At 72.5% G+C, this 25,540-nt stretch carries 14 protein-coding genes and 36 pseudogenes; 48 read left to right on the forward strand and 2 right to left on the reverse strand.

What is annotated here, in order from left to right:
* The first annotated feature begins 260 nt into the window (after positions 1 to 260).
* The 7 genes and pseudogenes from UK94_RS07185 to UK94_RS07200 all read left to right on the forward strand — a co-directional run bounded on the left by UK94_RS07185 (position 261) and on the right by UK94_RS07200 (position 4,817).
* Positions 261 to 617 (forward strand): YraN family protein, encoded by a 357-nt coding sequence (locus tag UK94_RS07185; protein ID WP_041940994.1) that lies wholly within the window; start codon positions 261 to 263, stop codon positions 615 to 617.
* Positions 617 to 1,806 (forward strand): YifB family Mg chelatase-like AAA ATPase (locus UK94_RS07190; protein ID WP_235486866.1); only part of this gene is annotated, 1,190 nt, incomplete at its 3' end. The genes UK94_RS07185 and UK94_RS07190, both read left to right, overlap by 1 nt.
* Before the next feature lies 1 nt (position 1,807).
* Positions 1,808 to 2,155, forward strand: a pseudogene (locus UK94_RS42885) (ATP-binding protein); the annotation flags it as partial.
* A gap of 314 nt (positions 2,156 to 2,469) precedes the next feature.
* Positions 2,470 to 2,682 (forward strand): annotated as a pseudogene (locus UK94_RS75840) (DNA-protecting protein DprA); the annotation flags it as partial.
* A 1-nt stretch (position 2,683) separates the two neighbouring features.
* A pseudogene (locus tag UK94_RS42895) lies at positions 2,684 to 3,229 on the forward strand (DNA-processing protein DprA); the annotation flags it as partial.
* Position 3,230: 1 nt separating this feature from the next.
* A pseudogene (locus UK94_RS42900) lies at positions 3,231 to 3,471 on the forward strand (DNA-protecting protein DprA); the annotation flags it as partial.
* Positions 3,472 to 3,749: 278 nt separating this feature from the next.
* The gene (locus UK94_RS07200; RefSeq protein WP_011606854.1) at positions 3,750 to 4,817 is read left to right on the forward strand and encodes a tyrosine-type recombinase/integrase; all 1,068 of its coding nucleotides are present in this window, start codon (positions 3,750 to 3,752) and stop codon (positions 4,815 to 4,817) included.
* A gap of 72 nt (positions 4,818 to 4,889) precedes the next feature.
* On the opposite strand, the pseudogene UK94_RS75845 reads toward UK94_RS07200, so the two are convergent.
* Positions 4,890 to 6,245: pseudogene (locus UK94_RS75845) on the reverse strand (peptidoglycan DD-metalloendopeptidase family protein); the annotation flags it as partial.
* 184 nt (positions 6,246 to 6,429) lie between these two features.
* Between UK94_RS75845 and UK94_RS42905 the strand changes: the two are divergent.
* The 36 genes and pseudogenes from UK94_RS42905 to UK94_RS43040 form a co-directional block, all read left to right on the forward strand.
* Positions 6,430 to 6,509: pseudogene (locus UK94_RS42905) on the forward strand (30S ribosomal protein S2); the annotation flags it as partial.
* A 1-nt stretch (position 6,510) separates the two neighbouring features.
* Positions 6,511 to 6,608: pseudogene (locus UK94_RS42910) on the forward strand (30S ribosomal protein S2); the annotation flags it as partial.
* A gap of 1 nt (position 6,609) precedes the next feature.
* Positions 6,610 to 6,700, forward strand: a pseudogene (locus UK94_RS42915) (30S ribosomal protein S2); the annotation flags it as partial.
* 1 nt (position 6,701) lies between these two features.
* Positions 6,702 to 6,787, forward strand: a pseudogene (locus UK94_RS42920) (30S ribosomal protein S2); the annotation flags it as partial.
* 1 nt (position 6,788) lies between these two features.
* Positions 6,789 to 7,300, forward strand: a pseudogene (gene rpsB / locus UK94_RS42925) (30S ribosomal protein S2); the annotation flags it as partial.
* A gap of 302 nt (positions 7,301 to 7,602) precedes the next feature.
* Positions 7,603 to 7,728, forward strand: a pseudogene (locus UK94_RS42930) (elongation factor Ts); the annotation flags it as partial.
* Position 7,729: 1 nt separating this feature from the next.
* Positions 7,730 to 8,217: pseudogene (locus tag UK94_RS07215) on the forward strand (elongation factor Ts); the annotation flags it as partial.
* A 342-nt stretch (positions 8,218 to 8,559) separates the two neighbouring features.
* Positions 8,560 to 8,662 (forward strand): annotated as a pseudogene (locus UK94_RS42935) (ribosome recycling factor); the annotation flags it as partial.
* 1 nt (position 8,663) lies between these two features.
* A pseudogene (locus tag UK94_RS42940) lies at positions 8,664 to 8,746 on the forward strand (ribosome recycling factor); the annotation flags it as partial.
* Between the two features lies 1 nt (position 8,747).
* Positions 8,748 to 8,800 (forward strand): annotated as a pseudogene (locus tag UK94_RS42945) (hypothetical protein); the annotation flags it as partial.
* A gap of 1 nt (position 8,801) precedes the next feature.
* Positions 8,802 to 8,980 (forward strand): annotated as a pseudogene (locus tag UK94_RS42950) (ribosome-recycling factor); the annotation flags it as partial.
* A 1-nt stretch (position 8,981) separates the two neighbouring features.
* Positions 8,982 to 9,117, forward strand: a pseudogene (locus UK94_RS42955) (ribosome recycling factor); the annotation flags it as partial.
* Between the two features lie 141 nt (positions 9,118 to 9,258).
* Entirely contained in the window at positions 9,259 to 10,176 is a 918-nt protein-coding gene (locus UK94_RS07225) for a phosphatidate cytidylyltransferase (RefSeq protein WP_041939758.1), read from the forward strand.
* 184 nt (positions 10,177 to 10,360) lie between these two features.
* Positions 10,361 to 10,660, forward strand: a pseudogene (locus UK94_RS42960) (23S rRNA (adenine(2503)-C(2))-methyltransferase RlmN); the annotation flags it as partial.
* Between the two features lies 1 nt (position 10,661).
* Positions 10,662 to 11,297: pseudogene (gene rlmN / locus UK94_RS42965) on the forward strand (23S rRNA (adenine(2503)-C(2))-methyltransferase RlmN); the annotation flags it as partial.
* A 1-nt stretch (position 11,298) separates the two neighbouring features.
* Positions 11,299 to 11,629: pseudogene (locus UK94_RS42970) on the forward strand (23S rRNA (adenine(2503)-C(2))-methyltransferase RlmN); the annotation flags it as partial.
* Positions 11,630 to 11,690: 61 nt separating this feature from the next.
* Positions 11,691 to 12,329: PHB depolymerase family esterase (locus UK94_RS42975; protein ID WP_313949462.1), on the forward strand; the 639-nt coding region annotated here is incomplete at its 3' end.
* Position 12,330: 1 nt separating this feature from the next.
* A pseudogene (locus UK94_RS73025) lies at positions 12,331 to 12,560 on the forward strand (plasmid partitioning protein); the annotation flags it as partial.
* Between the two features lie 588 nt (positions 12,561 to 13,148).
* Positions 13,149 to 13,900 (forward strand): annotated as a pseudogene (locus tag UK94_RS42980) (1-deoxy-D-xylulose-5-phosphate reductoisomerase); the annotation flags it as partial.
* A 1-nt stretch (position 13,901) separates the two neighbouring features.
* Positions 13,902 to 14,372, forward strand: a pseudogene (locus UK94_RS42985) (1-deoxy-D-xylulose-5-phosphate reductoisomerase); the annotation flags it as partial.
* Positions 14,373 to 14,550: 178 nt separating this feature from the next.
* On the forward strand, positions 14,551 to 15,133 hold a 583-nt coding region (locus UK94_RS42990; protein WP_235486867.1), incomplete at its 3' end, for a site-2 protease family protein.
* A gap of 1 nt (position 15,134) precedes the next feature.
* Positions 15,135 to 15,394 (forward strand): annotated as a pseudogene (locus UK94_RS42995) (peptidase M50); the annotation flags it as partial.
* Between the two features lies 1 nt (position 15,395).
* Positions 15,396 to 15,735: pseudogene (locus UK94_RS43000) on the forward strand (site-2 protease family protein); the annotation flags it as partial.
* Positions 15,736 to 15,858: 123 nt separating this feature from the next.
* Positions 15,859 to 15,946, forward strand: an 88-nt coding sequence (locus tag UK94_RS73030; protein WP_268761246.1) for a hypothetical protein, incomplete at its 3' end; no start/stop codon positions are given.
* An 18-nt stretch (positions 15,947 to 15,964) separates the two neighbouring features.
* Positions 15,965 to 17,013: pseudogene (gene ispG, locus UK94_RS07250) on the forward strand (flavodoxin-dependent (E)-4-hydroxy-3-methylbut-2-enyl-diphosphate synthase); the annotation flags it as partial.
* 13 nt (positions 17,014 to 17,026) lie between these two features.
* Positions 17,027 to 17,878 carry a DUF4081 domain-containing GNAT family N-acetyltransferase gene (locus tag UK94_RS07255; protein ID WP_011606844.1) on the forward strand — a complete coding sequence of 284 codons (852 nt, stop codon included), beginning with the start codon at positions 17,027 to 17,029 and terminating at the stop codon, positions 17,876 to 17,878.
* Between the two features lie 313 nt (positions 17,879 to 18,191).
* Positions 18,192 to 18,706: ABC transporter substrate-binding protein (locus tag UK94_RS43005; RefSeq protein WP_235486869.1), on the forward strand; the 515-nt coding region annotated here is incomplete at its 3' end.
* 1 nt (position 18,707) lies between these two features.
* A pseudogene (locus UK94_RS43010) lies at positions 18,708 to 18,860 on the forward strand (sulfonate ABC transporter substrate-binding protein); the annotation flags it as partial.
* Position 18,861: 1 nt separating this feature from the next.
* A pseudogene (locus UK94_RS43015) lies at positions 18,862 to 18,977 on the forward strand (sulfonate ABC transporter substrate-binding protein); the annotation flags it as partial.
* A gap of 1 nt (position 18,978) precedes the next feature.
* Positions 18,979 to 19,062, forward strand: a pseudogene (locus UK94_RS73035) (hypothetical protein); the annotation flags it as partial.
* Position 19,063: 1 nt separating this feature from the next.
* Positions 19,064 to 19,271, forward strand: a pseudogene (locus UK94_RS43020) (sulfonate ABC transporter substrate-binding protein); the annotation flags it as partial.
* Positions 19,272 to 19,401: 130 nt separating this feature from the next.
* Positions 19,402 to 19,669 (forward strand): annotated as a pseudogene (locus tag UK94_RS43025) (ATP-binding cassette domain-containing protein); the annotation flags it as partial.
* Position 19,670: 1 nt separating this feature from the next.
* Positions 19,671 to 20,091, forward strand: a pseudogene (locus tag UK94_RS43030) (ATP-binding cassette domain-containing protein); the annotation flags it as partial.
* A gap of 220 nt (positions 20,092 to 20,311) precedes the next feature.
* A pseudogene (locus UK94_RS07270) lies at positions 20,312 to 21,045 on the forward strand (ABC transporter permease subunit); the annotation flags it as partial.
* A gap of 237 nt (positions 21,046 to 21,282) precedes the next feature.
* On the forward strand, positions 21,283 to 21,588 hold a 306-nt coding region (locus UK94_RS07275; RefSeq protein WP_235486871.1), incomplete at its 3' end, for an Rrf2 family transcriptional regulator.
* Between the two features lies 1 nt (position 21,589).
* Positions 21,590 to 21,738, forward strand: a pseudogene (locus UK94_RS43040) (transcriptional regulator); the annotation flags it as partial.
* 15 nt (positions 21,739 to 21,753) lie between these two features.
* Here UK94_RS43040 and UK94_RS07280 read toward each other — a convergent pair.
* Positions 21,754 to 22,287, reverse strand: a complete 534-nt coding sequence (locus UK94_RS07280) for a DUF4439 domain-containing protein (RefSeq protein ID WP_011606839.1) — start codon at positions 22,285 to 22,287, stop codon at positions 21,754 to 21,756.
* Between the two features lie 1,130 nt (positions 22,288 to 23,417).
* Between UK94_RS07280 and rimP the strand changes: the two genes are divergently transcribed.
* The 5 genes and pseudogenes from rimP to UK94_RS43055 form a co-directional block, all read left to right on the forward strand.
* Positions 23,418 to 24,072: ribosome maturation factor RimP (gene rimP, locus UK94_RS07290; protein WP_268761242.1), on the forward strand; the 655-nt coding region annotated here is incomplete at its 3' end.
* 118 nt (positions 24,073 to 24,190) lie between these two features.
* The coding region (nusA, locus tag UK94_RS07295; protein ID WP_235486873.1) for a transcription termination factor NusA at positions 24,191 to 25,040 on the forward strand (850 nt) is incomplete at its 3' end.
* A 1-nt stretch (position 25,041) separates the two neighbouring features.
* Positions 25,042 to 25,288, forward strand: a pseudogene (locus UK94_RS43045) (transcription termination/antitermination protein NusA); the annotation flags it as partial.
* A gap of 7 nt (positions 25,289 to 25,295) precedes the next feature.
* Positions 25,296 to 25,410: DUF448 domain-containing protein (locus UK94_RS43050; protein WP_235486998.1), on the forward strand; the 115-nt coding region annotated here is incomplete at its 3' end.
* Between the two features lies 1 nt (position 25,411).
* Positions 25,412 to 25,499: pseudogene (locus UK94_RS43055) on the forward strand (YlxR family protein); the annotation flags it as partial.
* Positions 25,500 to 25,540: the final 41 nt, after the last annotated feature.

The raw sequence follows: 25,540 nt of genomic DNA on the forward strand, positions 1-25,540 counted from the left end.
CCAGCCGGCTCTGCCTCGACTCCGCCCTCGCCCTGGTGACCACGTAGGCGGCNCTCCGGCCGNGGCGCTTCGTTCATCGGCCGCCCNCCTCCGCCGGGGTCCCCTGGCCTGTGCCCGACCGGACCCGTCTGTTTGCGCGCTACCTGTGGACAAAGTCCGTCATCCACATCTTGATCAAGACCCCTGGTTGTTTCCGCCCGCAGCGCCGACGCTGAAGCAGGNCGGCGGGCGCACGTCCCCCGGCGGACGGGAGCGTGGCGATGCGCGCGAAGGACGCACTGGGTCGGTTCGGAGAGGAGGTCGCGTCCCGGCATCTGGCGGCAGGGGGCGCGGCGATCCTCGACCGTAACTGGCGCTGCCGGGAAGGCGAGCTCGATCTCGTGCTCCGGGACGGCGCAGATCTGGTGTTCTGCGAGGTCAAGACCCGATCCGGGACGCGCTTTGGGTCCGCCGCGGAAGCGGTGGTCGGTCGGAAGGCGGCTCGGATCCGCCGGTTGGCCGCCCGCTGGCTCGCGGAGCACCCGCACGCGCCCTCTTCCGTGCGTTTCGACGTGGTGTTGGTGTCGCGGCCGCCGGTCGGCCCGGTGCGCGTCGAGCATCTTCGGGGTGCGTTCTGATGGCGCTCGCCCGAGCCCGGGCGGTCGCGGTCCTCGGGGTCGAGGGACATCTGGTCGAGGTTGAGGCGGATCTGGCCGACGGCCTGCCGCGGCTGACTCTTATCGGCCTGCCCGACACTGCCCTGCACGAGTCGCGCGACCGGATCCGCGCCGCGGTGGTCAACTCCGGCCACAAGTGGCCGGACAGGCGGATCACCCTCGGCCTGTTTCCCGCCACCCTGCCGAAGGCGGGCAGCGGCTTCGACCTGGCGATGGCGGTTGCGGTGCTCAGCGCTGCCGCGGTGGTTCCGCCCGAATCCCTGCTGCGTCGGGTGTTCATCGGCGAGCTGGCGTTGGACGGTCGTGTGCGCGCGGTGAGGGGAGTGCTGCCGGCGGTGCTCAAGGCGGCAGCTGCGGGTGTCGAGCGCGTGGTGGTCCCGGCGGCCAATGCGGCCGAGGCGGCGCTGGTGCCCGGCGCCCGTGTCGAACCGGCCATCGATCTGGCCGGCGTGCTGTCGGTCCTGCGTGGGGAAGCTGCGGCGCCGGAGGTGACGGCGCCGCCGCCCACCGCGCCCACCCCGGCCGAAGTGCCGGGCCTGGACCTGGCGGACGTGGCCGGCCAGACCCGGGGTCGGCTTGCCGTCGAGGTCGCTGCGGCGGGCGGGCATCACCTGTTCATGCAGGGGCCGCCCGGCAGCGGGAAGACGATGTTGGCCGATCGGCTGCCCGGCCTGCTGCCCATGCTGGACACCGACGCCTCGCTGGAGGTGACGGCCGTGCACTCGGTGGCCGGCCTGCTACCGTCCAACGCTCCTCTCGTCACCCGCCCGCCTTACCGCAGCCCGCATCACAGCGCGACCCCGGCGGCGTTGATCGGGTCGGGCTCGGCGGTCATCCGCCCGGGGCTGGCCAGCCAGGCCCATCGCGGAATTCTTTTCCTCGACGAAGCCCCCGAGTTCAATCGGCAGAGTCTCGACGCGCTGCGCCAGCCGCTGGAGAGTGGCACGATCGAGGTGGCCAGAGCTCGGGCGACAGCCCGCTTTCCGGCGCGGTTCCAGCTCGTCCTCGCCGCAAATCCGTGCCCCTGCGCGAAGGCCCGGGGGCCGCGAGGGACGGGTTGTGAGTGCCCGAGCCTGGTGCGTCGGCGCTACCTCGCCCGACTCTCCGGCCCGTTGCTGGACCGGATCGACATCCAGGTCGCCCTGAGCGCNCCGAGCCGGGCCGAGCTCAGGGCAGATGTGGGCCGCTCGGCGACCTCGACGCAGGTCGCCACCCGGGTGGCGGGAGCCAGGGAACGTGCCGGCGCCCGGCTGGCGGGCACCCCATGGCGGGTCAACGCGGAGGTGCCCGGTCCGGCGTTGCGTCGGCTCTGGCCGCTACCCACGAAGGTCACCGCGGTGGCCGAGCGGGCTTTCGACGCAGGCCTGCTCACCGCCCGTGGCCTTGACCGTGTCCACCGCCTGGCCTGGACCTTCGCCGACCTCGCCGGGCGACCATCGCCCGGACCGGAACAGTTCGGTGCCGCGCTGGACCTGAGGTTGCCCGGATGGGCGGCATGAGCGCGTCCGGCATGCCCTCCGAGCTGCCCGAGCCCGGGACCGGCCGGCCCGCACCCGGGGCGGCCCCGCTGCGGTCGCCGGCGCGTGGGGCCGATTTCGGAGCTCCGTCGCCCGAGCAGGANGGCGGGGAGCCGACCGATGGCGTCACCCCGCTGCCGGCGGTGCCCGCTGGCACGGTGGAGACGGACGCGGATCGCCTCGGCCGGATCGCTCTGACCCGGGTGTTCGGACCCGAACATCAGCGCGTGGCCGTCGAGGTGGGGCGGCGAGGTGCCGCCCGGGTGTGGGCCGAGGTGCGGTCGGCGCATCCCGGCGTGGATCCCCTCCGCGACCTGGACGCCGCGTCCCGGGTCGGTGCCCGGCTGGTATGCCCGCAGGATCCTGAATGGCCGATCGAGCTCGACGCGCTGGATCGCCTGCGCGACGAGGGCGACGGCTCCGCGATCGGCGCGCCCCTGTGCCTGTGGGTGCGCGGCCCCGGAGACCTGCGTGAACTCGCATCAAGGGCGGTCGCCCTGGTGGGTTGCNGGGCCGCGACGAGCTACGGACTGCATCTCGCCGGCGAGATAGCTTTCGCGATGGCGGAGCAGGGCTGGGCGATCGTGTCGGGGGCGGCGTTCGGGATCGACGCGGCAGCACACCGCGGCGCGCTGGCCGCGGCCGGACCGACCGTCGCCGTCCTCGCCGGCGGCGTCGACGTACCCTATCCGGCCGCCCATGTGGAGTTGCTGGCCGAGATCGGTCGTACGGGAGCCGTCGTCAGCGAGGTCGCGCCTGGGACCCCGCCCTTCCGCCGGCGTTTCCTGACCCGGAATCGGGTGATCGCCGCGTTGTGCCGAGGGACCGTACTGGTCGAGGCGGGCCTGCGTAGCGGGGCCCTCAACACCGTCGCCCACGCCCGTCGCCTCGGCCGCCAGGTGATGGCCGTACCCGGCCCCGTCACCAGCGCGATGAGCGCCGGGTGCCACCGGCTGCTCCGTGACTTCCGGGAGCAGACCGTGCTGGTCACCGGGGCCGAGGACATCAGCGAGGAGATCGCGGCCGTAGGCAGGTTCGCTGAGCGCCCACCGACAGNCGCCGGGCCTCGCGACGAACTGTCAGCGATGGTGCGTGGCCTGCTCGACGCCATGCCTTCCCGCGCGGCGGTCGGCGTGTCGGTGTTGTCCCAGCGGACTGGGCTGCGCCCGGAGGAGGTGCTGGCCATGCTGGGGCCGCTGACCGTGGAGGGGCTGGTCGAGAGCGTCCCTACTGGGTACCGACTGACCTCGCTGGGCCGGGCGCCGTCCAACGCCCGGTCCCGATCTCGCCGAAGCTGAGCGAAGACCCCGTCCGGATGCTGTCCGATCCGGCGGGGTCTCTCTTCGATGATCGTTGGCCGGTGCGGTTGAGCCGACGCGGTCGCGCCGGTGCCGCGGAGCCGACGCGCTGCCGACGCTGCCGCCGATGCCGCCGATGCCGCCGAGCCGAATCCGTCGCATGCACGCGACGCCACGCGACACAACGTCCGCTGTCAGCGGGTCTTGACGCGGCGACCAGGTCCGGNGACGGTCATCGCATGGCATCGCACCANGGGCGTGGTCCTGTGCGCGGCCGGGTGGTTCCGGCGGTTTCGGCCCCCGACGGAGCCCGGACGGCGAGCGCGCGCGCTGTTTCGGGGCCGGCGGCGGTCGAGGGCGCCGAAGCGGGCTGGGCCGCGGCGATCGCCGGCTTCCGGCGCCATCTGGTCGCGGAGCTTGACCGGTCGCCGGAGACGGTCCGTGCCTACGTCGCCGATCTGGCGAGTCTGCGGGCGCACGCGGAGCGGGAGGGACGCCCGGAGCTCGCCGACCTGGATCTGACGGTGCTGCGCAGTTGGTTGGCCAGTATGCGCGCGGCCGGTGCCGCTCCGGCGACACGTGCACGGCGGGCCTCGCTCGCCCGGGTGTTCTCGGCCTACGCGGCCCGCCGCGGGTTCCTGACAACCGACGTGGCCGCCAGGCTGGTCGGCGCGCGCGCGGTCCGGCAGGTGCCACAGGTCCTGACCGCCGTCGCTGCGCGTCAGCTCCTGGACGCCGTGTCCGGGCCTGGCCAGGCGCCGGGCGACCAGGCCGCTGCGCAGGTACGGCACCTTACGGGTACACGACCAGGCCGCGATGACGATGCAGCCGTGCGAGAGGCCCTCGGCCTGCGTGACGCGCTGGTGCTCGAACTGCTCTATGGCAGCGGGGTACGGGTGTCCGAGCTGTGCGGCCTGGACCTCGGGGACATCGACGACGAGCGGCGGCTGCTGCGGGTACTGGGCAAGGGCGGCCGGGAGCGCAGTGTTCCGTTCGGAGTGCCCGCTGCCGGTGCGCTGCGGGCGTGGCGGACCTCGGGCCGTCCGCTCCTCGCCGCACCCCAAAGTGGGTCGGCTCTGCTGCTGGGACAGCTCGGGGGCCGGCTCGATCCACGCACGGTGCGGCGGGTCCTGGCGCGTTGTGTGGAGCTGGGGATCGTTCCCCCGGGGCTGACGCCGCACGGACTGCGCCACTCGGCGGCGACGCACATGCTTGAGGGAGGTGCAGATCTGCGCTCTGTCCAGGAATTTCTCGGCCACGCCAGTCTCGCCACCACACAGATCTACACGCATGTGACCCCGGAGCGACTTCGCGCGGCCTTCGAGCAGGCGCACCCGCGCGCGTGACTCGCAGCGGACTGTCGTCGGTCATCCAGGGCGAAGGGGTAGAAGCCGGGGCGGAACCCGCCGGAACGAACNCAACGGGTCGAGGTATTCCACGCCGTGTAGCAGCCCCCAGTGCAGGCACGTCGTCGTGGGGCAACCGGGGTGGCCGTCGGTGATCCAGCCGAGCAGATCACCCGCCTGGACGACGGCGCCAACGCGGACGGTAGGCCGCAGGGGTTCGTAGGTCGTCCGGACCGTTCCATGGTCGACGGTCACCACTCCCCGTCCCGCTACGGGACCCGCAAAGCTCACCGTTCCGGCGGCGGCCGCCAGCACGGCACTGGCCGGCGAGGCCCGCAGATCGACGCCACGATGGCCGGGGCCGAAGGGCGTCGCAGGACGTTGGAAGGCTCGGCTCACCGCCACCGGACCCGGCAGCGGCCACCGCAGAAGCGGAATGCCCGCTGCGGCCGCGGGCGCCGTCGTGGCGGCGAGCCGGTCCGAAGCGCCGGGCGGTGATGCGCGGCGAGGCGCCAGCGCGCCACCGCCCGGCGGACTGGCGACCGGCGGGGACAGGGCCGGTCGCCGAGCGTCCCCGGGCCGGGTCGAGCCCGGCTCGGGGGGTCGGTGGACGGAGAAGGGTTCGTCGGGCCCCGGTGCGGAGGCGGCGTCGCGTCCGGGCAGGGAGGCGCTGGGCGCCGGTGCGGAAGGGACCGTTCGGGCGGAGGGCGCGCCAGGCGACATGATCGGACGCGGGGGCGGGTTGGTGGTCCCCACCTCCTGGACGGGCGCTCGGGGTGTGACGGCGACAGGTCCTTGTGCCACCGCCAGCGCCTGGGCGATCGGGTCGTCCGGGAGCGCCCCGCCCTGCGGACCGGTCCCGAGGCCGGTCTCCGGCTCGCTGCCTGGCAGTGAGCCGTCCGGGTCGGCGGCGCGTGCGGCGACGGTGGCGGGCGGCCCGCTCGCTCGCGGGTTGATCGGGACTCTGCTGGGCCAGCCGACGGCGATCAGCAGCGCGATCGCCGGGATGACGAGCCAGAGCGGATCGAAGCGGGGCAGTCTTGGCATGGCGGTGTCAACCTCCGGGGTCGAGGGAGGCGCGGCGGCCGGGTGGCGTCCGGGGCGACGATCCCGGCCGCCGCTTGGCCGGTCCGCGAGAGCGGCGGATCGGCCGGTTCCACGGTGCGATGTTTTGCGCTGGTTGGGTAGTCCGGGATTTATGGCTGTGGATAACTTGCTCCGGCATTGATTCGAGATGAGACGTCGACCCGCGGATCGGCCTGCTGTGCGGTCGTTGCACTCCGTTCGCCCCGCCGGGCCGAAGATCGGCGAAGGCTGGCGCCGCCGGCGGGCATGCCGCGGCGGCACATGATCTTGACGGCCGGGGTGGGCGGGTTTTCCGCTGGGCCGTGGCGCGGGTCCGGGTATCATGGTCGGCAGGGCCCGCATCGCGGGTTCAGTTCGCACGCCCGCTTCCGAGGGTCCTCACCAGGCCGTCGGAAGGGTCTCCTCGGTCCGTCGCATCGCGACGGCCACGACCACTCCGGGCGTCAGGGGCAGCCGTCGTCAGGCGGCGCCGTCACAACCGAGGCGTCCGGCCGCGGCCGGACGGAGAGGAGCGACGCGCCATGGNCGTCGTCACCATGAAGCAGCTGCTCGAGAGCGGCGTGCACTTCGGGCACCAGACCAAGCGCTGGAACCCGAAGATGAAGCNGTACATCTTCACTGAGCGTAACGGCATCTACATCATCGACCTGCAGCAGACTCTCTCGTACATCGACCGCGCCTACGACTTCGTCAAGGAGACGGTGGNGCACGGTGGCACGGTGCTGTTCATCGGGACGAAGAAGCAGGCCCAGGAGGCCATCGAGGAGCAGGCCGCCCGGGTGGGCATGCCCTACGTGNAGGAGCGCTGGCTCGGCGGCATGCTGACCAACTTCTCCACCGTCTACAAGCGTCTCCAGCGGCTCAAGGAGCTCGAGGAGATCGAGNTGACCGGCGGTACCGAGGTCCGCACGAAGAAGGAGCAGCTCGTGCTGACCCGGGAGAAGGCGAAGCTGGAGCGCACCCTCGGCGGCATCCGGGACATGAGCCGGGTGCCGAGCGCGGTGTGGGTGGTGGATACGAAGAAGGAGCACATCGCGGTCGGCGAGGCGCGCAAGCTGGGCATCCCGGTCGTGGCGATCCTTGACACGAACTGCGACCCCGACGAGGTCGACTACCCGATTCCCGGCAACGACGACGCGATCCGCAGCGCGGCGCTGCTGACCCGCGTGGTGGCCGACGCCGTCGCGGACGGCCTCATGGCGCGGGCCGGTGCTTCCAAGGCCGCCGACGCCAAGCCCGAGCAGTCCGCAGGCGAGGAGCCGCTGGCCGAGTGGGAGCAGGCGCTGCTGCGCGGCGAGGGCACCGCGCCGGCGGCGAGCGAGGAGCAGCCAGCAGAGGAGCCGGCGCCGGCCGCTGCCGAGGCCCAGACCGACGCGGCGGTCGGTACGGCGGTCTGACCTCGGGTCGCTCCGCGCGCCGGGCCTTCGTGGCGCCCGGCGCGCGCCGCCCGGCAGCCGGTATCGGTTGCGGCCACCTCGTGGCGGCTACCCGGGGCGGTCCGGGCAGGCGGCGCAAGATCGCCGACGCGGGGAGCCCGCTGACCTGAGGGCCTGGAGCGCCCGGTCGGCGGGCGCGAGGGCGGAGTACCGGCGGCGGTAGCCGGCCACTGGTGGCCCTCCCGCCGCGCCACGCCTCTGGGACCGCGCCACGCCTCTAGGACAACGACAGCATTCCGACGGACACCGACGAGAAGAGCACCATGGCAGACATCACAGCCGCCGACATTCGCAAGCTCCGGGAGCTCACCGGGGCTGGGATGAGCGACGTCAAGAAGGCGCTGGTCGACAACGACGGCGACGTCGAGAAGGCGAAGTCCTGGCTGCGGNAGAAGGGCAAGGCACAGGTCGCCAAGCGCGCGGCGCGCAGCGCCGCCAACGGCCTGGTCGAGTCCTACCTGCACCGGACGGACCCGCAGTTGCCCCCGACTCTCGGAGTGCTCGTCGAGCTGCGCTGCGAGACGGACTTCGTGGCGAAGACCGACGACTTCAAGCAGCTCGCCCGCGACCTCGCCCAGCACATCGCGGCCGCGGACCCGCTGTACGTCACCGCGGACCAGATTCCCAACGAGGTGCTCGAGGCCGAGCGCAAGATCTATGAGGCTGCTGCCCGCGAGGAGGGCAAGCCCGAGCAGGCGATTACGAAGATCGTCGAGGGCAAGGTCAACGGCTACGTCAAGAGCAGCGTGCTGCTGGACCAGCCGTGGGTGAAGGATGGCAAGGTGACCATCCGAGCCCTGCTCGACCAGGCGGGCGCCTCGCTTGGCGAGAAGATCGAGGTCGGCCGGTTCTCCCGGTTCAACATCCGGCAGGCCTGAGCGCAGGTACACGGGACGGCGGGCGGACAGTGGCCGCCCGCCTGTTTCGCGTTCGCGAGAGACCGCCGCGACGGCGCCCGGTGTCACGTACCGGGACGGCAACACGACGGTTCGACATGTTCGGCGTGGCGCGTCCCCCCGGGCTCCGCGGGGGCGGCTTCGTGCGGGACACTGATTGCCACGGTTGTGCGATCATCGACGGGGCCGGGGCCCTGGCGCGCACGGGCAGCACGTGTCATGTCGCCGGTCGGAAGGCGTCCCTGTCCGGAGGGCGGCCGGCCGGCAGGCTGCTGTTGGAGCCGGACGGATGCNGGCGAGTCAGAGTGGACGGAAGGAAAACCGGTGATCGACGACACACTTCTCGATGCCGAGGAGAAGATGGAGAAGGCCGTCTCGGTCGCCAAGGAGGACTTCGCGAACATCCGTACCGGTCGTATCACGCCCGNGGTCTTCTCCAAGATCGTGGTGGATTACTACGGTGCGCCGACCCCGGTGCAGCAGCTCGCGTCCTTCCACATCCCCGAGCCGCNCATGGTGATCATCACCCCGTACGACAAGTCGTCGCTGGCCTCGATCGAGAAGGNGGTGCGCGACTCCGATCTCGGGGTCAACCCGAGCAACGACGGCACGATCATCCGCATCGTCTTCCCTGAGCTGTCCGAGCAGCGCCGGCGCGACCTGGTCAAGGTTGCCCGCTCCAAGGCGGAGGAGGCCCGGGTCAGCATCCGCAATGTCCGACGTCATGCCAAGGACGGGATCGACCNCATCGTCCGGGACGGCGATGCCGGTGAGGACGAGGGCCGGCGGGCGGAGAAGGACCTCGACGAGGCGACCCACCGTTACGTCGGGCAGGTGGACGAGCTCCTCCGCCTCAAAGAAGCGGACCTGCTGTCGGTCTGACCATCGTCGCCCCCGGAGCCGGTTCGGCCCGCCCACCCCTCGATGCGAGCCAGATGATCGTGGCGGCGCGTGCAGGGCGACGGCGGGGCATGCGTGCCGGTTCTGTCCGCCTCTGTCGAGATAGTCGAGATACAGGCATTCATGACGGCAGTCGACGGCCGCGCCGTGGTTGACGGCGGGCCTTCCGGAAGCGCCGAAGCGACCGGGGCCGCTGCCGGCGGCGCCGGGCCCGCAGAGGTCCCACCGCGCCGTTCCCGCGCCGGCCGCAACCTGCCGGCCGCGATCGCGGTCGGCGTCCTGCTCGGCGCGATCATTCTCGTCCCGCTGTTCACCGTGCGGGCGGCGTTCGTCGGCGTCATCAGCGTCGCCGTCGCCCTGGGCACCTGGGAGGTGATCCGGGCGGTCTGGCTCACCGGAGTGCGGGTACCGCCCGTGCCGCTGGTCGCCGGGGCGCTCGCGATGCCGGCTGTGGCCTACGTCGAGGGGACGACCGGCCTGCTGCTGACGCTGGCCGCCACCGTCGGCGCCGGCGTCGCGGTGCGCGCCGTCGGGCCGGCCGAAGGGCTGGTCCGGGACGTGGGCGGCATCGCCTTCGTCGCCGGATACGTGGGGTTCCCGGCGGGGTTCGCGGCGTTGCTGACCGAACCATCCGACGGCAGCTGGCGGGTCCTCGCCTTCCTGGCCACCGTCGTGGCCAGTGACGTCGGCGGCTACACCGCGGGGGTCCTCTCCGGGGGGCGCCACAAGATGGCCCCGAGCGTGTCTCCCGGCAAGTCGTGGGAGGGGTTCGCGGGCTCCGCGGTGGGCTGCGTGCTGGTGGCGGGGATCCTGCTGGCCTGGCCGCTGGGAGCACACGCGTGGCAGGGGGTCCTGATCGGTCTCGCGACCGCCTGCACGGCGACGATCGGGGACCTGGGCGAGTCGCTGCTCAAGCGGGACATCGGCATCAAGGACATGAGCAACCTGCTGCCCGGGCACGGCGGCGTGATGGACCGGCTGGACTCGTTGCTGTGCACCGCCCCCGTCGCCTGGCTGCTGCTCACCGCCTTCCTCGACTGAGCAGNCGTCCGCCCGCGGGAGTCGACGCGGCGAGACCTGAGTGCCCTCCCGGTACGGGCCGGTGGCAGCGGCCAACATCCGCGGTGGTGGTGGCCTGGTCGGGGGCGCCGGGCGGTGCGCGCGGCCCGCGTGGGCGATCGCCGCATTCGTCTGGGCGGCGGCCTCCTGGCACACTGGAGCCGCGATGACTCCCATGACCGCCGAATCCGACTCCCCGGACGGCCCGGTGTCCGCCGGGACCGGCCGGCCGGTCCGCCTGTCTCTGACCCGGCGTGCCGCGCGACCCGCGCGACACCTGGCAGATCTGTCCAGGGACGAACGCCGCCAGGTCGCGGTCGCGTTGGGCCAGCCCGCCTTCCGCGCCGATCAGGTGTCGCGTCACTACTTCGCCCGGCTGGTCGACGCCGACGAGACCGACGCGATGACCGACCTGCCCGAGAACGCCCGCGGACCGCTCCTCGAGGCGCTGCTCCCGCGGCTGCTCNTGCCCGCCCGAACGCTGAGCTGCGACGACGGCCTGACCCGCAAGACGGCGTGGCGGACCGCGGACGGCGCGCTCCTCGAGTCCGTGATCATGAGATATCCCGATCGGGCGACGGTCTGCGTGTCCAGCCAGGCGGGCTGTGGCATGGGCTGCCCGTTCTGTGCCACCGGTCAGGGGGGGCTGACCCGCAACCTGTCGACGGCGGAGATCGTCGAACAGGTCGTGCACGCCGCTCGTGTGTTGCGCCGCCAGGAGCTGGCCGGCGGCCAGGGGCGCCTGTCCAACGTGGTCTTCATGGGCATGGGTGAGCCGCTGGCCAACTACACCGCGGTGACCGCTGCGCTGCGTCGTCTGATCGCGCCGTCGCCGGAGGGGCTGGGGCTGTCGGCGCGTGGGCTGACGGTCAGCACCGTCGGACTCGTGCCGGCGATGCGCCGGCTGGCGGGCGAGGGCCTGCCGGTGACCCTGGCGGTGTCGCTGCACGCCCCGGACGACGAGCTGCGCGACGAGCTGGTGCCGATCAACACGCGCTGGCCGGTCGCCGAGGTGCTTGCCGCCGCCTGGGAGTATGCCGAGGTCACCGGCCGGCGGGTGAGCATCGAGTACGCGCTGATCGACGGGGTCAACGACGACGTGGNCCGCGCCGACGCGCTCGCGACCCTGCTCGCCGGCCGCCTCGCGCATGTCAATCTCATTCCGCTGAACCCGACGGAAGGTTCGTCCTGGCAGGCCAGTGCGCCCGCCGGCCAGCGCGCGTTCGTCCGACGGCTGCGGGAGCGGGGGATCGCGACCACCGTGCGCGACACCCGTGGTCGGGAGATAGCGGCGGCCTGCGGTCAGCTCGCCGCCGAGCCCGCCGGACGTGCCAGACGCGTCGAGTCGGCGAGGCCCGTCGAGTCCGCGAGACCTGTCGGGGTCGCCGGCGCGGCGAGTGGCTCGCCTGCGCACGGCAGCCGTGTCCTACGGTAGTCCGGCGAGCCGTCGGCGCGGTTCTCTTCGGCATCGTGCGCGGACGGCGAACACGGTCTGGTTGCCGATCACGGCTGCGGTCGGCGTGCTCCTGCTCCTGCTGTGGTACGCCATCTCGCGGGATCCCGGCTCGGACCACGCCTCGGGGCCATCCTCCGCGATCGGTCCCGCCGGCGGGCGTGAGCCGCACGCGGCGGCGGCCTCGGCGTCGCCGACGCCCACCGTCCCCCCGCCGCCGCCCAGCGGGTGCGTCACCGGCAGGACCCTGCCGTCCGGGGTGAGTACCCGCACGCTGCGGGTCGGCGGCACCGACCGCACCTACGTGCTCGCCGTTCCCACCGCGGGCGCGCAGGTTCGGGCGCTGCCACTGATCCTCACCTTCCACGATCTCGGGCAGAGCACCGACGATCTGGAGGCTTACACCGGGCTCGCCGACCAGGCCACCAAGGCCGGCTTCGCGGTCGCGGCGCCGATCGGGGCCCAGGATCGGTGGAACTTTCCGCGTTCCGCCGCTGTCGGCCCCGACGACGTGCTGTTCGCGGGGACGCTGCTCAACGAGCTCACCGGTCGGATGTGCCTCGACGCGAAACGCATCTTCGCCGTGGGGTACGCCGACGGCGCGAACATGGTGCTCACCACGGCCTGTGCGTTGCCGGGCCGGTTCGCGGCGGCGGTCACGGTCGGCTCGAGCGTGCTGCCCNCCTCCTGCGCGGCGCCCACCACGAACCTGCTGGAGATCCACGGGACGGCCGACCAGATCGCGCCGCTCGACGGCGGCGGCGCCCCCCGTCCCGCACCGTTCGCCGGCGTGGTCGCCCAGTCGACGCCCGACCGGCTCGCCCGCTACGCCTCCGCGCTCCGGTGCAGCGGCGCCACCCAGGCCTCCCGGGACACCGCGGCCTGGCAGCGCACCGTGTGGACCGGCTGCCCGNGCGGGCACGACGTCGGGTTNCTGGCCATGCAGGGTGCCGGACACACCTGGCCCGGTGCGCAGGCACGTCCGGCGCTTGGACCGACCTCGGACGCCTTCAGCGCCACCGTCGTGGCACTGACCTATTTCGGCTACACCCCCACGTCCGGGGACGTCGGCGGCGGCGACGCGGGAACGGCGGGCTCGGGCGGGGTGCTCCGCCCGCCCGGACCGCTTGCCCCGAGCGGTCCGCCCGCCGCCTCGGCCACGCCGACCACGCCGGCGCCGCCGTCGTCGACGGCGAACGCATCGCCTTCGGCGAGTACCAGCCCGGGCGCCGGGACGGGCGGGTCGGGGACTCCCGTGCCGGCGGTGTCACCCTCGGCGACCGGGACCCCCTCGTCGGCGGCCTCGGACGGATGAGCCCCCCCGGTTGGGTGCGAGACCGGCGACCCCGCCGGGTCGAGGACGACCTGGCTCCGACGGGGAGAGGATGAGGTCACAAAAGGTAGTGGCCGTCAGACCCATTGCACATCTACGGGTGGCACCTGTCATGAACCGAACAGGGCGGCGCCGAGGCGTCGACGGGCCTGAGACAATGGAGGTGTGGTGGAGGCTTCGAACCTGCGTGAAGTTGTTCTGCTCGGGTCCACGGGCTCGATCGGAACCCAGGCCATAGACGTCGTACGCCGCAATCCACAGCGCTTCCGGGTGGTTGCGCTGATGGGCGGCGGGTCCCGGGTGGACCTGCTGGCAGCCCAGGCACTCGATCTCGGTGTCCAGGCGGTGGGCGTGGCGGCGGCATCGGCGGCCCAGGACCTGCAGCTCGCCTTCTTCGCGGAGGCGACACGGCGGGGCTACCGCCGGGGCGAGTTCGCCGTGCCGAAGATCCTGGCCGGGCCCGATGCGGCGAGCGAGATCGCCGAGTGGCCCTGTGACATTGTTCTCAACGGCATCACCGGGTCGGTCGGACTCGCGCCGACGCTCGCCGCGCTGGCCGCCGGCCGGACGGTGGCGCTGGCGAACAAGGAGTCGCTGGTCGCGGGGGGTCCCCTGGTCCTGGACGCGCTCGGCGGCGACCCGGACCGGCTCGTTCCGGTGGACTCCGAGCACTCGGCGTTGGCGCAGTGCCTGCGCGGCGGCCGTCGGGACGAGGTACGCAAGCTGGTCCTCACGGCCAGCGGCGGCCCGTTCCGCGGGCGCCGCCGCGACGAGCTCGCCGCCGTCACCCCGCAGCAGGCGCTGGCCCATCCCACCTGGGACATGGGCCCCGTGGTCACGATCAACTCGGCCACCCTGATGAACAAGGGGCTGGAGCTGATCGAGGCGCACCTGTTCTTCGGGGTGCCCTACGACGACATNGACGTCGTCGTGCACCCCCAGTCGCTGGTGCACTCGATGGTCGAGTTCACCGACGGGTCCACCCTGGCCCAGGTCTCGCCACCCGACATGCGCCTGCCCATCGCGCTGGCCCTGGGCTGGCCGGAACGGGTGGCCGAGGCGCAGCCGCCGATGGACTGGACCCGGTCCCAGGCGCTCACGTTCGAACCACTCGACGAGGTGGCCTTCCCGGCCGTGGAGCTCGCGCGCACGGCCGGTCGCCGGGGTGGCACCGCTCCCGCGGTGTTCAATGCGGCCAACGAGGAGGCGGTGGCCGCCTTCCTGGCCGGACGCCTGCCCTTCGTCCGTATCGTCGATCTGGTGGCCGAGGTCATCGCCGAACACGAGGTCGTCGATCACCCTTCGCTCGACGAGGTGTTCGCCACCGAGCGGGCCGCACGCGACGCGGCGCAGCGGTTGATCCGGCGCGAGAGCGAACGGGAATCGGCGTGAAGCACGCTCGGTCCGCAGTGAGCGGTGGGTCCCTGGCGGGCGGTGAATCCCACCCTGCCGGCTTCCGATCCGGGATCGGCGTGATCCGCTCGGGCCGGGCCGGGCGCGGTGGTTCGCGGGGTGCCAGGGCCCGTGCGGGCACCCCCGACCGGTGTCCCGTCGGTCGGAGGCCGGCCTGATGGCGATTCTCGGCATCGTGGCGTTCGCCGCGGCGCTCCTCGTGTCCGTGGTGCTGCACGAAGGCGGTCACTTCGTCACCGCCCGGCACTACGGCCTGAAGGCGTCGAAGTTCTTCGTGGGCTTCGGACCGACGATCTGGTCCCGCCAGCGCGGCGAGACCGAGTACGGCATCAAGGCGATCCCCGCCGGCGGCTTCGTCAAGATCGAGGGGATGACGCCGCTGGAGGAGATCGATCCGGAAGACGAGCCGCGGGCGTTCCACAACGCCCGGGCCCGGGCCCGCCTGGTGGTCATGTCCGCCGGCTCCTTCGTGCACTTCGTCATCGCCATCGTCCTGATCTACGCGGTTCTGGTCACGCTCGGCACCAAACAGGTCAGCGAATCGAAGATCGGTTCGACGAGCTGCGTGGCGACGACCGCAAAGTGTTCCGGCCCCGGCCCCGCCGCCGCCGCGGGAATGCGGCCCGACGACCGGATCGTCAGTTTCGACGGCGTCGCGGTGCACACCTGGAAGGACTTCACCCGCCGGGTGCGCGAACACGGCGCCGGGCCCGCCTCGCTCGTGGTGGAGCGCGACGGCCNGCAGCTGACCCTCGCCCCGGACCTCGTCGAGGTCCGCCGCAACCGTGTCACCGGTGAGTCGGGCGACGACCGGGTCGGTGCCCTGGGCGTCCGGCCCGGCCTCGACACGGTCCACTACAACCCGATCGAGGCCGTTCCGCAGACCTTCAAGGTGATCGGCTCCGGCTTCACCGGCATGTACAACACGCTGACCCACCGGATCGGCGACGTCGGTAAGATCTTCAGCAACGATCGCGATCCCCAGGGCTTCATCAGCGTCGNGGGGGCGGCGCGCATCGGCGGTGACGTCGTCTCGGCGCCCGACAGCTCGGTGCTCGACCGAATCGGCCAGTTCCTCATCCTCGTCGCCGCGATCAATCTCGCGGTCGGCATCTTCAACCTGCTGCCCCTGCTCCCGTTGGATGGTGGCCACATCGCCGTGCTGGGCTTCGAACAGGCCAGACATGGTCTGCGCAGGCTTCGGGGCTACCGTGGACCGGTACAGAAGGTGGATTTCGCCAAGCTATTACCGGCCACGTACGCCACGGTTGTCGTCCTGCTCGGGTTCAGCCTGCTCCTCCTGTCCGCCGACATCTTCAATCCGATCCGCCTGAACCAGTGATTCCGCACGGTTGCGCGAGACCGTGCGCCCTACTGCCCTGCGTCCCGCAGCCGACAGGCCGAATCAGTCGCACGTCGATCCTTTTTTTCGATTCACCAGTTCCGATTCGCCAGTGAGGACAACGTGACCGTTACTCTGGGCATGCCAGCCGCTCCGGCCCGACCGCTCGGTACTCGGCGGCACAGCCGGCAGATCAACGTGGGCAACGTCCNGGTCGGGGGTGACGCTNCGGTCTCCGTGCAGTCGATGTGCACCACGTTGACCTCGGACGTCAACGCGACACTGCAGCAGATTGCCCAGCTCACCGCCTCCGGATGCCAGATCGTCCGGGTGGCCGTCCCCAGCCAGGACGATGCCGACGCGCTGGCGGCCATCGCCCGCAAGTCGCCGATCCCTGTGATCGCGGACATCCACTTCCAGCCCAAGTACGTCTTCGCCGCGATCGACGCCGGCTGCGCGGCGGTCCGCGTCAACCCCGGCAACATCAAGGCGTTCGACGACAAGGTCGGCGAGATCGCCCGCGCGGCGAAGGGCGCCGGCATCCCGATCCGGATCGGGGTGAACGCCGGTTCCCTCGACAAGCGGCTGCTCGCCAAGTACGGCAAGGCCACGCCGGAGGCGCTCACCGAGTCGGCGCTGTGGGAGTGCTCGCTGTTCGAGGAGCACGACTTCCGCGACATCAAGATCTCGGTCAAGCACCACGACCCGGTCGTCATGATCCAGGCCTACCGCCTGCTCGCCCAGTCCTGCGACTACCCCCTGCACCTCGGCGTGACCGAGGCGGGCCCCGCCTTCCAGGGCACCGTGAAGTCCTCGGTCGCCTTCGGCGCGCTGCTCGCCGAGGGCATCGGCGACACCATCCGGGTCTCGCTGTCCGCGCCGCCGGTCGAGGAGGTCAAGGTCGGCACCGCGATCCTGGAGTCCCTCGGACTCCGGCAGCGTAAGCTCGAGATCGTGTCCTGCCCGTCCTGCGGTCGGGCCCAGGTCGATGTCTACACCCTCGCCAACCAGGTCAGCGCCGGTCTCGAAGGCATGGAGGTCCCGTTGCGCGTCGCCGTCATGGGCTGCGTGGTGAACGGGCCGGGCGAGGCGCGGGAGGCCGACCTCGGCGTCGCGTCCGGTAACGGCAAGGGCCAGATCTTCGTCAAGGGCGAGGTCGTCAAGACCGTGCCCGAGGCGCAGATCGTGGAGACCCTCATCGAGGAAGCCATGCGGCTGGCCGAGGAGATGACGGCGGACGGTACCCCGTCCGGCGAGCCTTCGGTCACCGTCAGCTAGGCGGCGCGACCGGATGGGCCTGCCGCTGCGCTCCGCGCCGACGCGACTGCTCGACGACCGGGATCTCCCCGCCGTGCGTGAGCTGCTGGCCCGTAATCCGGTTGCCGACGTGTTCGTCGCGTCCCGCGTCGAGGCCGCCGGGCTTGACCCGTGGCGGCTCGGCGCGGAGATGTGGGGTCACACGGTGGACGGCCGCCTGGCCTCGGTGTGTTACTCCGGTGCCAACCTCTGGCCCGTGGCGGCGGGTCCCGCCTCGGCGAAGCTGTTCGCCGAGCGGGCCCGCCGGCAGGGCCGCCGCTGCTCCTCCGTCGTCGGCCTCTCCTCGTCGGTCATGGCGATGTGGCGGCACCTCGAGCCGACCTGGGGACGGGCCCGCGAGGTCCGGTCCGACCAGCCGCTGCTCGTGATCGACGAGCCTCCGTTCATCGCGCCCGACCCGGCCGTGCGGCCCGTCCGGCCCGACGAGCTCGACATCCTGCTGCCGGCCTGCATCGCCATGTTCACCGAGGAGATCGGGGTGTCCCCGGTCCTCGCCGACGGCGGAGCCCTCTATCGGGCCCGCGTCGCGGAGTTCATCGGGCAGCGGCGCTCGTTCGCGCACATCGTCGACGGCCGCGTCCTGTTCAAGGCCGAGATCGGCGCGGTGGCCGGGGACGTCTGCCAGATCCAGGGCGTCTGGGTGGATCCGGCGCTGCGCGGGCGCGGCCTGGGTGCAGCCGGCACCGCCAGCGTCGTCGCGCTGGCGCGGGCGGCGTTCGCCCCGCGGGTGAGTCTGTACGTCAACGACTTCAACCACGCCGCCCGCCGAGCCTACGAGCGGGTCGGATTCCAGCGCGTGGGCACCTTCGCCTCGATCCTCTTCTGACCCGCTTCTCCTCCGTCGCAGGCAGGTGTGGCCGCCGCCGCCCCGCCGCCCCGCCGCTGCGTCGCGGTCGTCGGGCAGGACTGTGACCTGGTCCTCAGCCTGTTCCGGGATGGTCCGTGGGGATCAACTCCTCATCCTCGAATCCTGTCCGTTTTGCGGGAGTTGCTCCCGAGATTCGATGCGTTTGTTACCGGACGATGTCTTCGCAATGAAGGCGCATGGCCAGGATGCGGGGCATCTGGCATGCTTACCATCCCGATGACGTCGATTGACTTGCATGGCGCGGGCGTCTGCCTGCGCCGAGGGGGTTTTCATGAGGCTGAGCAGACTGTGGCGGGCCATGACGCCACTGATCACCGCCGGGGCGCTGGCGCTGGCGGTGGTGGGCTGCTCGAGCTCGGGCGATGACGCCAAGGCGACGGCGAACGCGACGCCCGGCCAGGTGAGCGGGACTCTGCGACTCGGGTACTTCCCGAACCTCACTCACGCGCCCGCGCTCTACGGCGTCGAGAAGGGGATCTTCGCCAAGGAGCTCGGCTCCGGCGTCACGCTGAAGACGTCGACGTTCAACTCCGGCGTGCAGGAGGCCGAGGCCGTCCTGTCCGGGGCACTCGACGCCGGGTACATCGGGCCGAACCCCGCGGTGAACAGCTTCATCAAGTCCAACGGCGAGGCCGTGCGGATCGTCTCCGGCGCGACGTCGGGCGGCGCGGCGCTCGTGGTCCGGCCGGACATCACCTCGGTCGCGCAGCTCAAGGGCACCACGCTCGCGACGCCGAGTCTCGGCAACACCCAGGACGTGGCGCTGCGCTACTACCTGAAGAAGAANGGCCTGAAGACGGACACCCAGGGCGGCGGCGACGTCTCGATCAAGCCGCAGGACAACTCCATCACGGTCGACGCCTTCACCAACAAGGCGATCGACGGCGCGTGGGTGCCCGAGCCGACAGCGTCCCGGCTGGTCGCCGCGGGCGGCAAGGTGNTCGTGAACGAGGCCGACCAGTGGCCCGAAACCAAGGGTCAGTTCGTCACGACGGTGCTGCTGGTTCGCACCGACTACCTGAAGAAGAACCCGGAGATCGTGCACCGGCTCGTCAGCNCCAACGTGGCGTCGATCAACGCTCTCAACGCCGACCGCGCCGCCGGCGCGACGGTCACCAACACGGCCCTGGGCAAGCTTGCCGNCAAGCCGCTGTCGGACAAGGTCCTGACCTCGGCGTGGAAGTCGCTGACGTTCACGCCCGACCCGATTGCCGCCTCCCTGGTCACCTCGGCCAGGCATCAGGAGGAGCTCGGGTTGATCAAGAACCCGAAGCTCGACGGCATCTTCGACCTGACGATCCTCAACGACGTCCTGGCGAAGCAGGGCAAGCCGACCGTCTCCGACTCCTGATCCACCCGCNGGGCGCCCTCGCCGGGCGTGNGTCTCCACCGCAACGGGGGAATGATCCGTGACCGCTGTCCNCTCCGACACCGCACTGCGCATCGACGGCGTCAGCCGGTTCTTCGGCTCCGGCGCCGCNCGTGTCCAGGCGTTGGACAACGTCTCCCTGGACGTCCGGTCCGGCGAGTTCCTCTGTCTGCTCGGCGCGTCGGGATGCGGCAAGTCGACCCTGCTCGGGTTGATCGCCGGTCTCGACGCGCCGACCACCGGCACCGTGGACACCACCGGTCGCCGCGCGGGGATGATGTTCCAGGACTCGGCGCTGCTGCCATGGCTCACCGCGGGGGGCAACATCGAGGTGCCGCTGCGGCTGCGGGGTATCCGCCGCGCCGAGCGGCGGGAGCGGGNGGAAGGCCTGCTCGCGATGGTCCGCCTGGCCGGGCTGGCCGACAAGCGTCCCCATGAACTGTCCGGGGGCATGCGCCAGCGGGTGAGCCTGGCCCGCGCGTTCGCGCAGGAGGCCGACATCCTCTGCATGGACGAGCCCTTCGGCGCCCTGGATGCGATGACCCGTGACCTGCTCCACGACGAGCTGGAACGGATCTGGCGGGAGACCGGCGTCACGGTCATCTTCGTCACGCACGACGTCCGCGAGGCCGTGCGGCTCGGCGACCGCATCGTGCTGCTGTCCTCCCGACCCGGCCGGGTCGCGGAGATCTTCGACGTCGACATCGAGCGGCCGCGGCGCATCGACTCGGCCCGGGTCGCGGAGCTGGCCACCGAGGTGACCACCCGACTACGCGAGGAGGTCGGCCGGCATGGCCACTGACAGCGCCACCACGACCCAGCTCCACGGCCGGTCGACCGAGCTCGACGCCGAGACCGGTCTCGAGGTGGACGCGGCGCTCGCGGGTCTCGACGCGCTCGACATCCCGACCGCGCAACGGCGGCCGTTCGCGGCCCGGGCCTGGGCCGCCACCTGGCCGAAGATCGGCGCCCTCGTCCTGTTCCTGCTGCTGTGGCAGGTCGTCGTCTGGAGTGGCTGGAANCCCTCCTACGTGCTGCCCGGGCCGGGCAAGGCCCTGTCGGAGTTCGGCAGCCGCCTCGGCACCAGCCACTTCTGGGACGCCCTGGCACGCACCCTGGTCCGGGCGCTGGAGGGTTACGCTCTCGCGGTCGTGATCGGGGTCGTGGTGGGGGTGGCGGTCTCCCGCTCCACCATCCTGCGGACCGCGGTGGGCTCCTTCATCACCGCGCTGCAGACGATGCCCTCCATCGTCTGGTTCCCCCTGGCCATCCTGCTGTTCAAGCTCAGCGAGTCGGCGATCACGTTCGTCGTCGTGCTCGGGGCCGCGCCCTCCGTCGCCAACGGGGTGATCTACGGCGTCGACTACGTGCCGCCGCTGCTGGTCCGGGTCGGGCGCAGCATGGGTGCGCGCGGCTTCTCCCTGTACCGGTACGTGGTGGCCCCGGCGGCCCTGCCCTCGGTGCTCGCGGGGCTCAAACAGGGCTGGGCGTTCGCCTGGCGCAGCCTGATGGCCGGCGAGCTGCTGGTCATCGTTCCCGGCCATCCCTCGGTCGGCGCCGACCTGCAGAACTCCCGGGAGCTGCTCGACACGGTCGGGGTGATGGCCTCGATGATCACTATCTTCGTCATCGGAGTCATCGTCGACGCCACCTTCAACACCGCCGACCAGCGGATGCGCGTGCGCCGGGGGCTCGTCGCCGAGGGGACGTCCGCGGTGCGGGCGGCCCGGGGGAACCGGGGACGCGGCCTGGCCGGNGGCGGGATCGAGCCGGGGGGAGGCGTCGGGGACGGCGCGGCGCCGGATCTGCCCGCGGATGCGGGCGCCGGCGGCGCGGACGGCGGGCATTCCGGCGGCGGTGGGTGATCGAGAGGCGTCCCCTCTCCCCTGCGGGGGAACTCCACGGTGGACGGTGAGTGTCGGGGCGTGCACCCGCGGCGCGCCAGCTCAACCCGTCGGGCGCGCTGGGCGCTGCCGGGCGGCAATATGGGTGCATGCAGATCTCCGCTCGCGCCGACTATGCGCTGCGCGCACTCCTGACGTTGGCGGCGAGTGACGGACAGCTCGTCAAGGGCGAATCGCTGGCCCTGGCGCAGGATCTGCCGCTGCGCTTCCTCGAGAACATCCTGACCGATCTGCGCCGGGCCGGGCTCGTCCAGAGCCGCCGGGGCGCCGACGGGGGCTACCAGTTGGGCCGCCCGGCCGACCAGATCACGGTCGCCACGGTGATCCGGGTGACCGACGGCCCGCTCGCGAGCGTGCGCGGGCGCCGCCCCGAGGATGCCTGCTACGAGGGCGCGNCCAAGAACCTGCAGGACGTCTGGATCGCCGTGCGGGTCAACCTGCGCCGCGTCCTGGAGAACGTGACCCTCGCCGAGGTCGCCGGCGGCCGCCTCCCGGAGATCGTCACCGCCCTCGGTAACGACCCCGACGCCTGGACGACCCGCTAGGGGCTCGGCGGGCGCTCACGACGCCCCCGGCAGCGCGCGGGTGGCTGTGGCGGGTGGCAGGCCGGCCGCGAGGCGCGCTCGCTGGGCCCGCACGGCCGTGCCGCCCAGGGCGTCGACGGCGAGCGCCCGGGCGTCGGCGACGAGCACGGCTGTGGCGTCGTGGGCCGCCGCGGCGCAGGCGTCCTCGATCTGGGCCAGCAGGGTCAGCGACGCGGCGACGCTGACCGGCGTCGTGGGGATCCGGTAGGCCGGCAGTGCCGGGGCCGGCTGACCGCCGCGGGTGCCGATCGCGGCGATGAGGTCATCGCGTAGTGCCTGGTGGGCGACCCAGCTCAGCCGGGCCAGCTCCCGGGCGCCGGCGGCCGGGGGGCCCAGCGGCGCGAGCGCACCGCCGGCCGTCGCGGCCGCATAGATCGCGGCATGGGTGGCGGTGAGCATCGTGTTCAGGGCTGCCACGGCCGCCGCCTGCCCAGGCGCCGCCGGGCTCTGCCGGGCCGCCCCCGTCCCGGCGGCCGCGACGACCGGTTCGTCCCGCCTGCCCGCCGTCACCCAGCACTCCCGACACCAACACCGCCGAGACCGACACCAACACCGCCGAGACCGACACCGGCGAGACCGCCGACGCCGCCGGCGGTCTCGGCGGGCTGGCCGGCGCCGACCCGCGCGCTGTAAAGGTCGAGCAGCTCCACCTGCGCGACCCCGGCGGCGTGCAGGCTGGCCAGCAACGGCGCGAGCACGCCGCTCACGCGCAGGCTGTCGGTGCGCGCCGCGGCCGTCGCGCCGCTCTCGGCGGCGCGCAGCGAGGCCAGCGTCGCCGCGCGGGCCCTGGCCGACTCGTCGACGGCGGCCGTCGCCGCGGCCCCGGTCGGTGCGTGCGTGGTCGGTGCGTGCGTGGTCGGTGTGAGCCTGGTCGGAGTGAGCCTGGTCGGAGTGGGCCCGGTGGGTGCGGACGCCGTCGGGATCGTCGCGACCGCGGCCGGGATCTGTGCTCCCAGCGTCGATGNGGCGAGCTCGTGATGGGCGCGCAGCGGGTCGAACAGGAAGCGCAGGGACGGATGGCGTCCGGCCGCGCTCCGGTAGGCCGTCGCCAGTGCCGTGGCTCGGACGACCGCGCCCCGCGCCGCGGCGATGTCCGGCGCGCCGAGCCCGCCGTTCGACGCGGTCGAGCGGGAGACCGTGGTCGTGCAGGCAGTTACCCCGACGGCGTCGGCGAGGGCGAGCCCGCCGAGTCCCACCAGGACGCGCCGCCGCGAGACGGATGTGCGGGGCGCCGGGTCCACGGTCCTGAGCTTCGCACATCGCGGCGGCCGGGCAGAGCGCCGTCCGACCCGTCCGGGTGGACCGTCGGCCTGGCGTCGGCACCCCGGCATGCGGGCCGCGGTCGGTCGGTGCGGCGGCGCACGTAGGCTATGGATCTCATCCTGTTCGCCGCCGCCGTGGCCCGGTGGGCTCCTGGGCGGCGGTCCGTCGGCGAGGATCACCGTGTGTCGTCGCCGGCCAACCCGGCGGTGTATCCGTGGTGTCCGGCCGAACCTGGGTATCGCCCCTGGTGGCCGGCATGCCGGGGACCGGATTGCCGGGGACCGGATTCCGGTGGCCGGTGGGCTGCCGGGGTGGCCCGGCCGGCAGGGGCGGCGAGACGATCAGGACAGGCGTGAACACGAGAAGGGACGGACCAGGTGTCAGGGGCGGGGGAGTCCGGTCACGGACGGGGCCGAGGCTCATCCGGAGCGGCTCGGCGGGCGGGGACCGTCCGGCCGGCGTTGCGCGACCGGTTGACGTCCGGCCTGGCCGGGGCAGGTTTCGATCTTGAGGATGTGGCGGTGAGCCGGGCCGGTTCGCGCAGCGTGGTCAGGGTGGCGGTGGACCGCGACGGTGGCATCGACCTGGACGCGGTGGCCGAGGCCAGCAGGGTGGTGTCGGACCTGCTCGACGCGGCGGAGGCGGCGGGCGAGGGCCTCAGCGCCGGGCCCTACGTCCTGGAGGTCACCTCCCCGGGGGTCGACCGGCCGCTGACCGCGCCCCGGCACTGGCGCCGCGCCGTCGGGCGGCTGGTGACCGTGCGGGACAGCGCCGGGGAGGTTCTGTCCGGCCGGGTGCTGTCCGCCGACGAGGCCGGGGCGGATCTGGCCGTTGCCACCGGGCCTGCCCGGCGCGGGCGTCCGCAGCGTCGTCGCGTCGCGCGGGTGACCTATGCGCAGGTCGAGCGGGCGACGGTGGAGGTCGAGTTCGCGGCCGAGGGGTATGATGATCTTTCCGGCGAGTCGCCGGCGCAACCGTCGGGGGATGCGCCGGACTCTCCGGACTCCGGCGTGAGCGCCGATGCGCCGCAGGNGCACACCGCCCGTGGTGGTGCGACGCAGGACGATCACCCGGCGTCGCCGGGGCCGGTATCCAACGACGAGGGCCGCCAGGTCGACGCCCAGGGCGCGGCCGGTGAGGAGATGACCCGGTGAAGCTCGACGTGGCCGCGCTGCGCGGTATCGAGCGGGAGAAGGACATCGCCTTCGACACCTTGGTGCAGGCGATGGAGACGGCCCTGCTGACGGCGTATCACCACACGGCCGGGTCGGCTCCCGACGCCCGGGTGGTCATCGACCGGACGACGGGTGAGGTGTCGGTGCTCGCGCGCGAGCCGGGTCCCGACGGGACCAGTCGCGAGTACGACGACACGCCTGCCGACTTCGGCCGGATCGCGACCATGACGGCGAAGCAGGTGATCATGCAGCGTCTGCGGGAGGCGCAGCAGGAGGTCACCTACGGGCAGTACGCCGACCGTGAGCACGAGGTCGTCTCCGGCGTGGTGCAGCATCACGAGCAGCGGGCTGGCTCCAAGGTGGTGCTTGTCGATCTCGGCACGATCGAGGGTGTGCTCCCGCCCGCGGAGCAGGTGCCCGGCGAGCGGCTCGAGCACGGCGACCGGATCAAGTGCTATGTGGTGCACGTCGCCCGCGGGCCGCACGGTCCCACCGTGACCCTCTCGCGAACCCACCCCGAGCTGGTCAAGGGCCTGTTCCGGCTGGAGGTCCCCGAGGTCGCCGACGGCACGGTCGAGCTCGCCGCGATCGCCCGCGAGGCCGGCCACCGTAGCAAGATCGCGGTCCGCTCCAAGGTGGCCGGGGTCAATCCCAAGGGCGCCTGCATCGGGCCGATGGGCAGCCGGGTGCGCGCCGTCATGGCCGAGCTGCACGGCGAGAAGATCGACATCGTCGACTGGTCGGCCGACCCCGCGACCTTTGTCGGCAGCGCCCTGTCGCCGGCCAGGGTGGCCCGGGTCGAGGTGACGGATCTGGCGAGTCGGTNGGCGCGGGTCGTCGTCCCCGACTACCAGCTGTCGCTGGCGATTGGCCGGGAGGGACAGAACGCGCGACTGGCGGCGCGGCTGACCGGATGGCGCATCGACATCCACTCCGACGCCGAGGACCGGGCCGGTGGGCCGCCGGCCGCCGCCGAGCCGCCGTCGGCGGGTGCGCCGCGGCGGTCCGGGCCACCCGGGGTTCCGCGCCGCTCTCCCACCGCGGGGGGGCACTCTCGGGGTCGGGCGGGATAGACTTCTCATGGCGTGTCGTGCGGAGCCCGTCCGTACCTGTATCGGATGTCGAAGCCGTGCGCCGAGTTCCGACCTCGTGCGTATCGTCGTGGACAGCGGTGAGCTCCTGCCGGATGCTCGCCNCCGTATGCATGGTCGGGGTGCGTACGTGCATCCGGACCTCGCCTGCCTCGATCTCGCGGAGCGTCGCAAGGCGTTCCCGCGAGCGCTGNGGGTGTCAGGTCCGCTCGGGTCGGTGCAGGTCAGGCTGTA

This window comes from Frankia sp. AvcI1 (genome assembly GCF_001420875.1).
GTDB lineage: Bacteria > Actinomycetota > Actinomycetes > Frankiales > Frankiaceae > Frankia > Frankia alni.

Coding starts and splice junctions, on each gene's coding strand:
- UK94_RS07185 (WP_041940994.1), top strand. CDS start 261: ATGCGCGCGAAGGACGCACTGGGTCGGTTCGGAGAGGAGGTCGCGTCC.
- UK94_RS07225 (WP_041939758.1), top strand. CDS start 9,259: ATGACGGCAGTCGACGGCCGCGCCGTGGTTGACGGCGGGCCTTCCGGA.
- UK94_RS07255 (WP_011606844.1), top strand. CDS start 17,027: ATGGGCCTGCCGCTGCGCTCCGCGCCGACGCGACTGCTCGACGACCGG.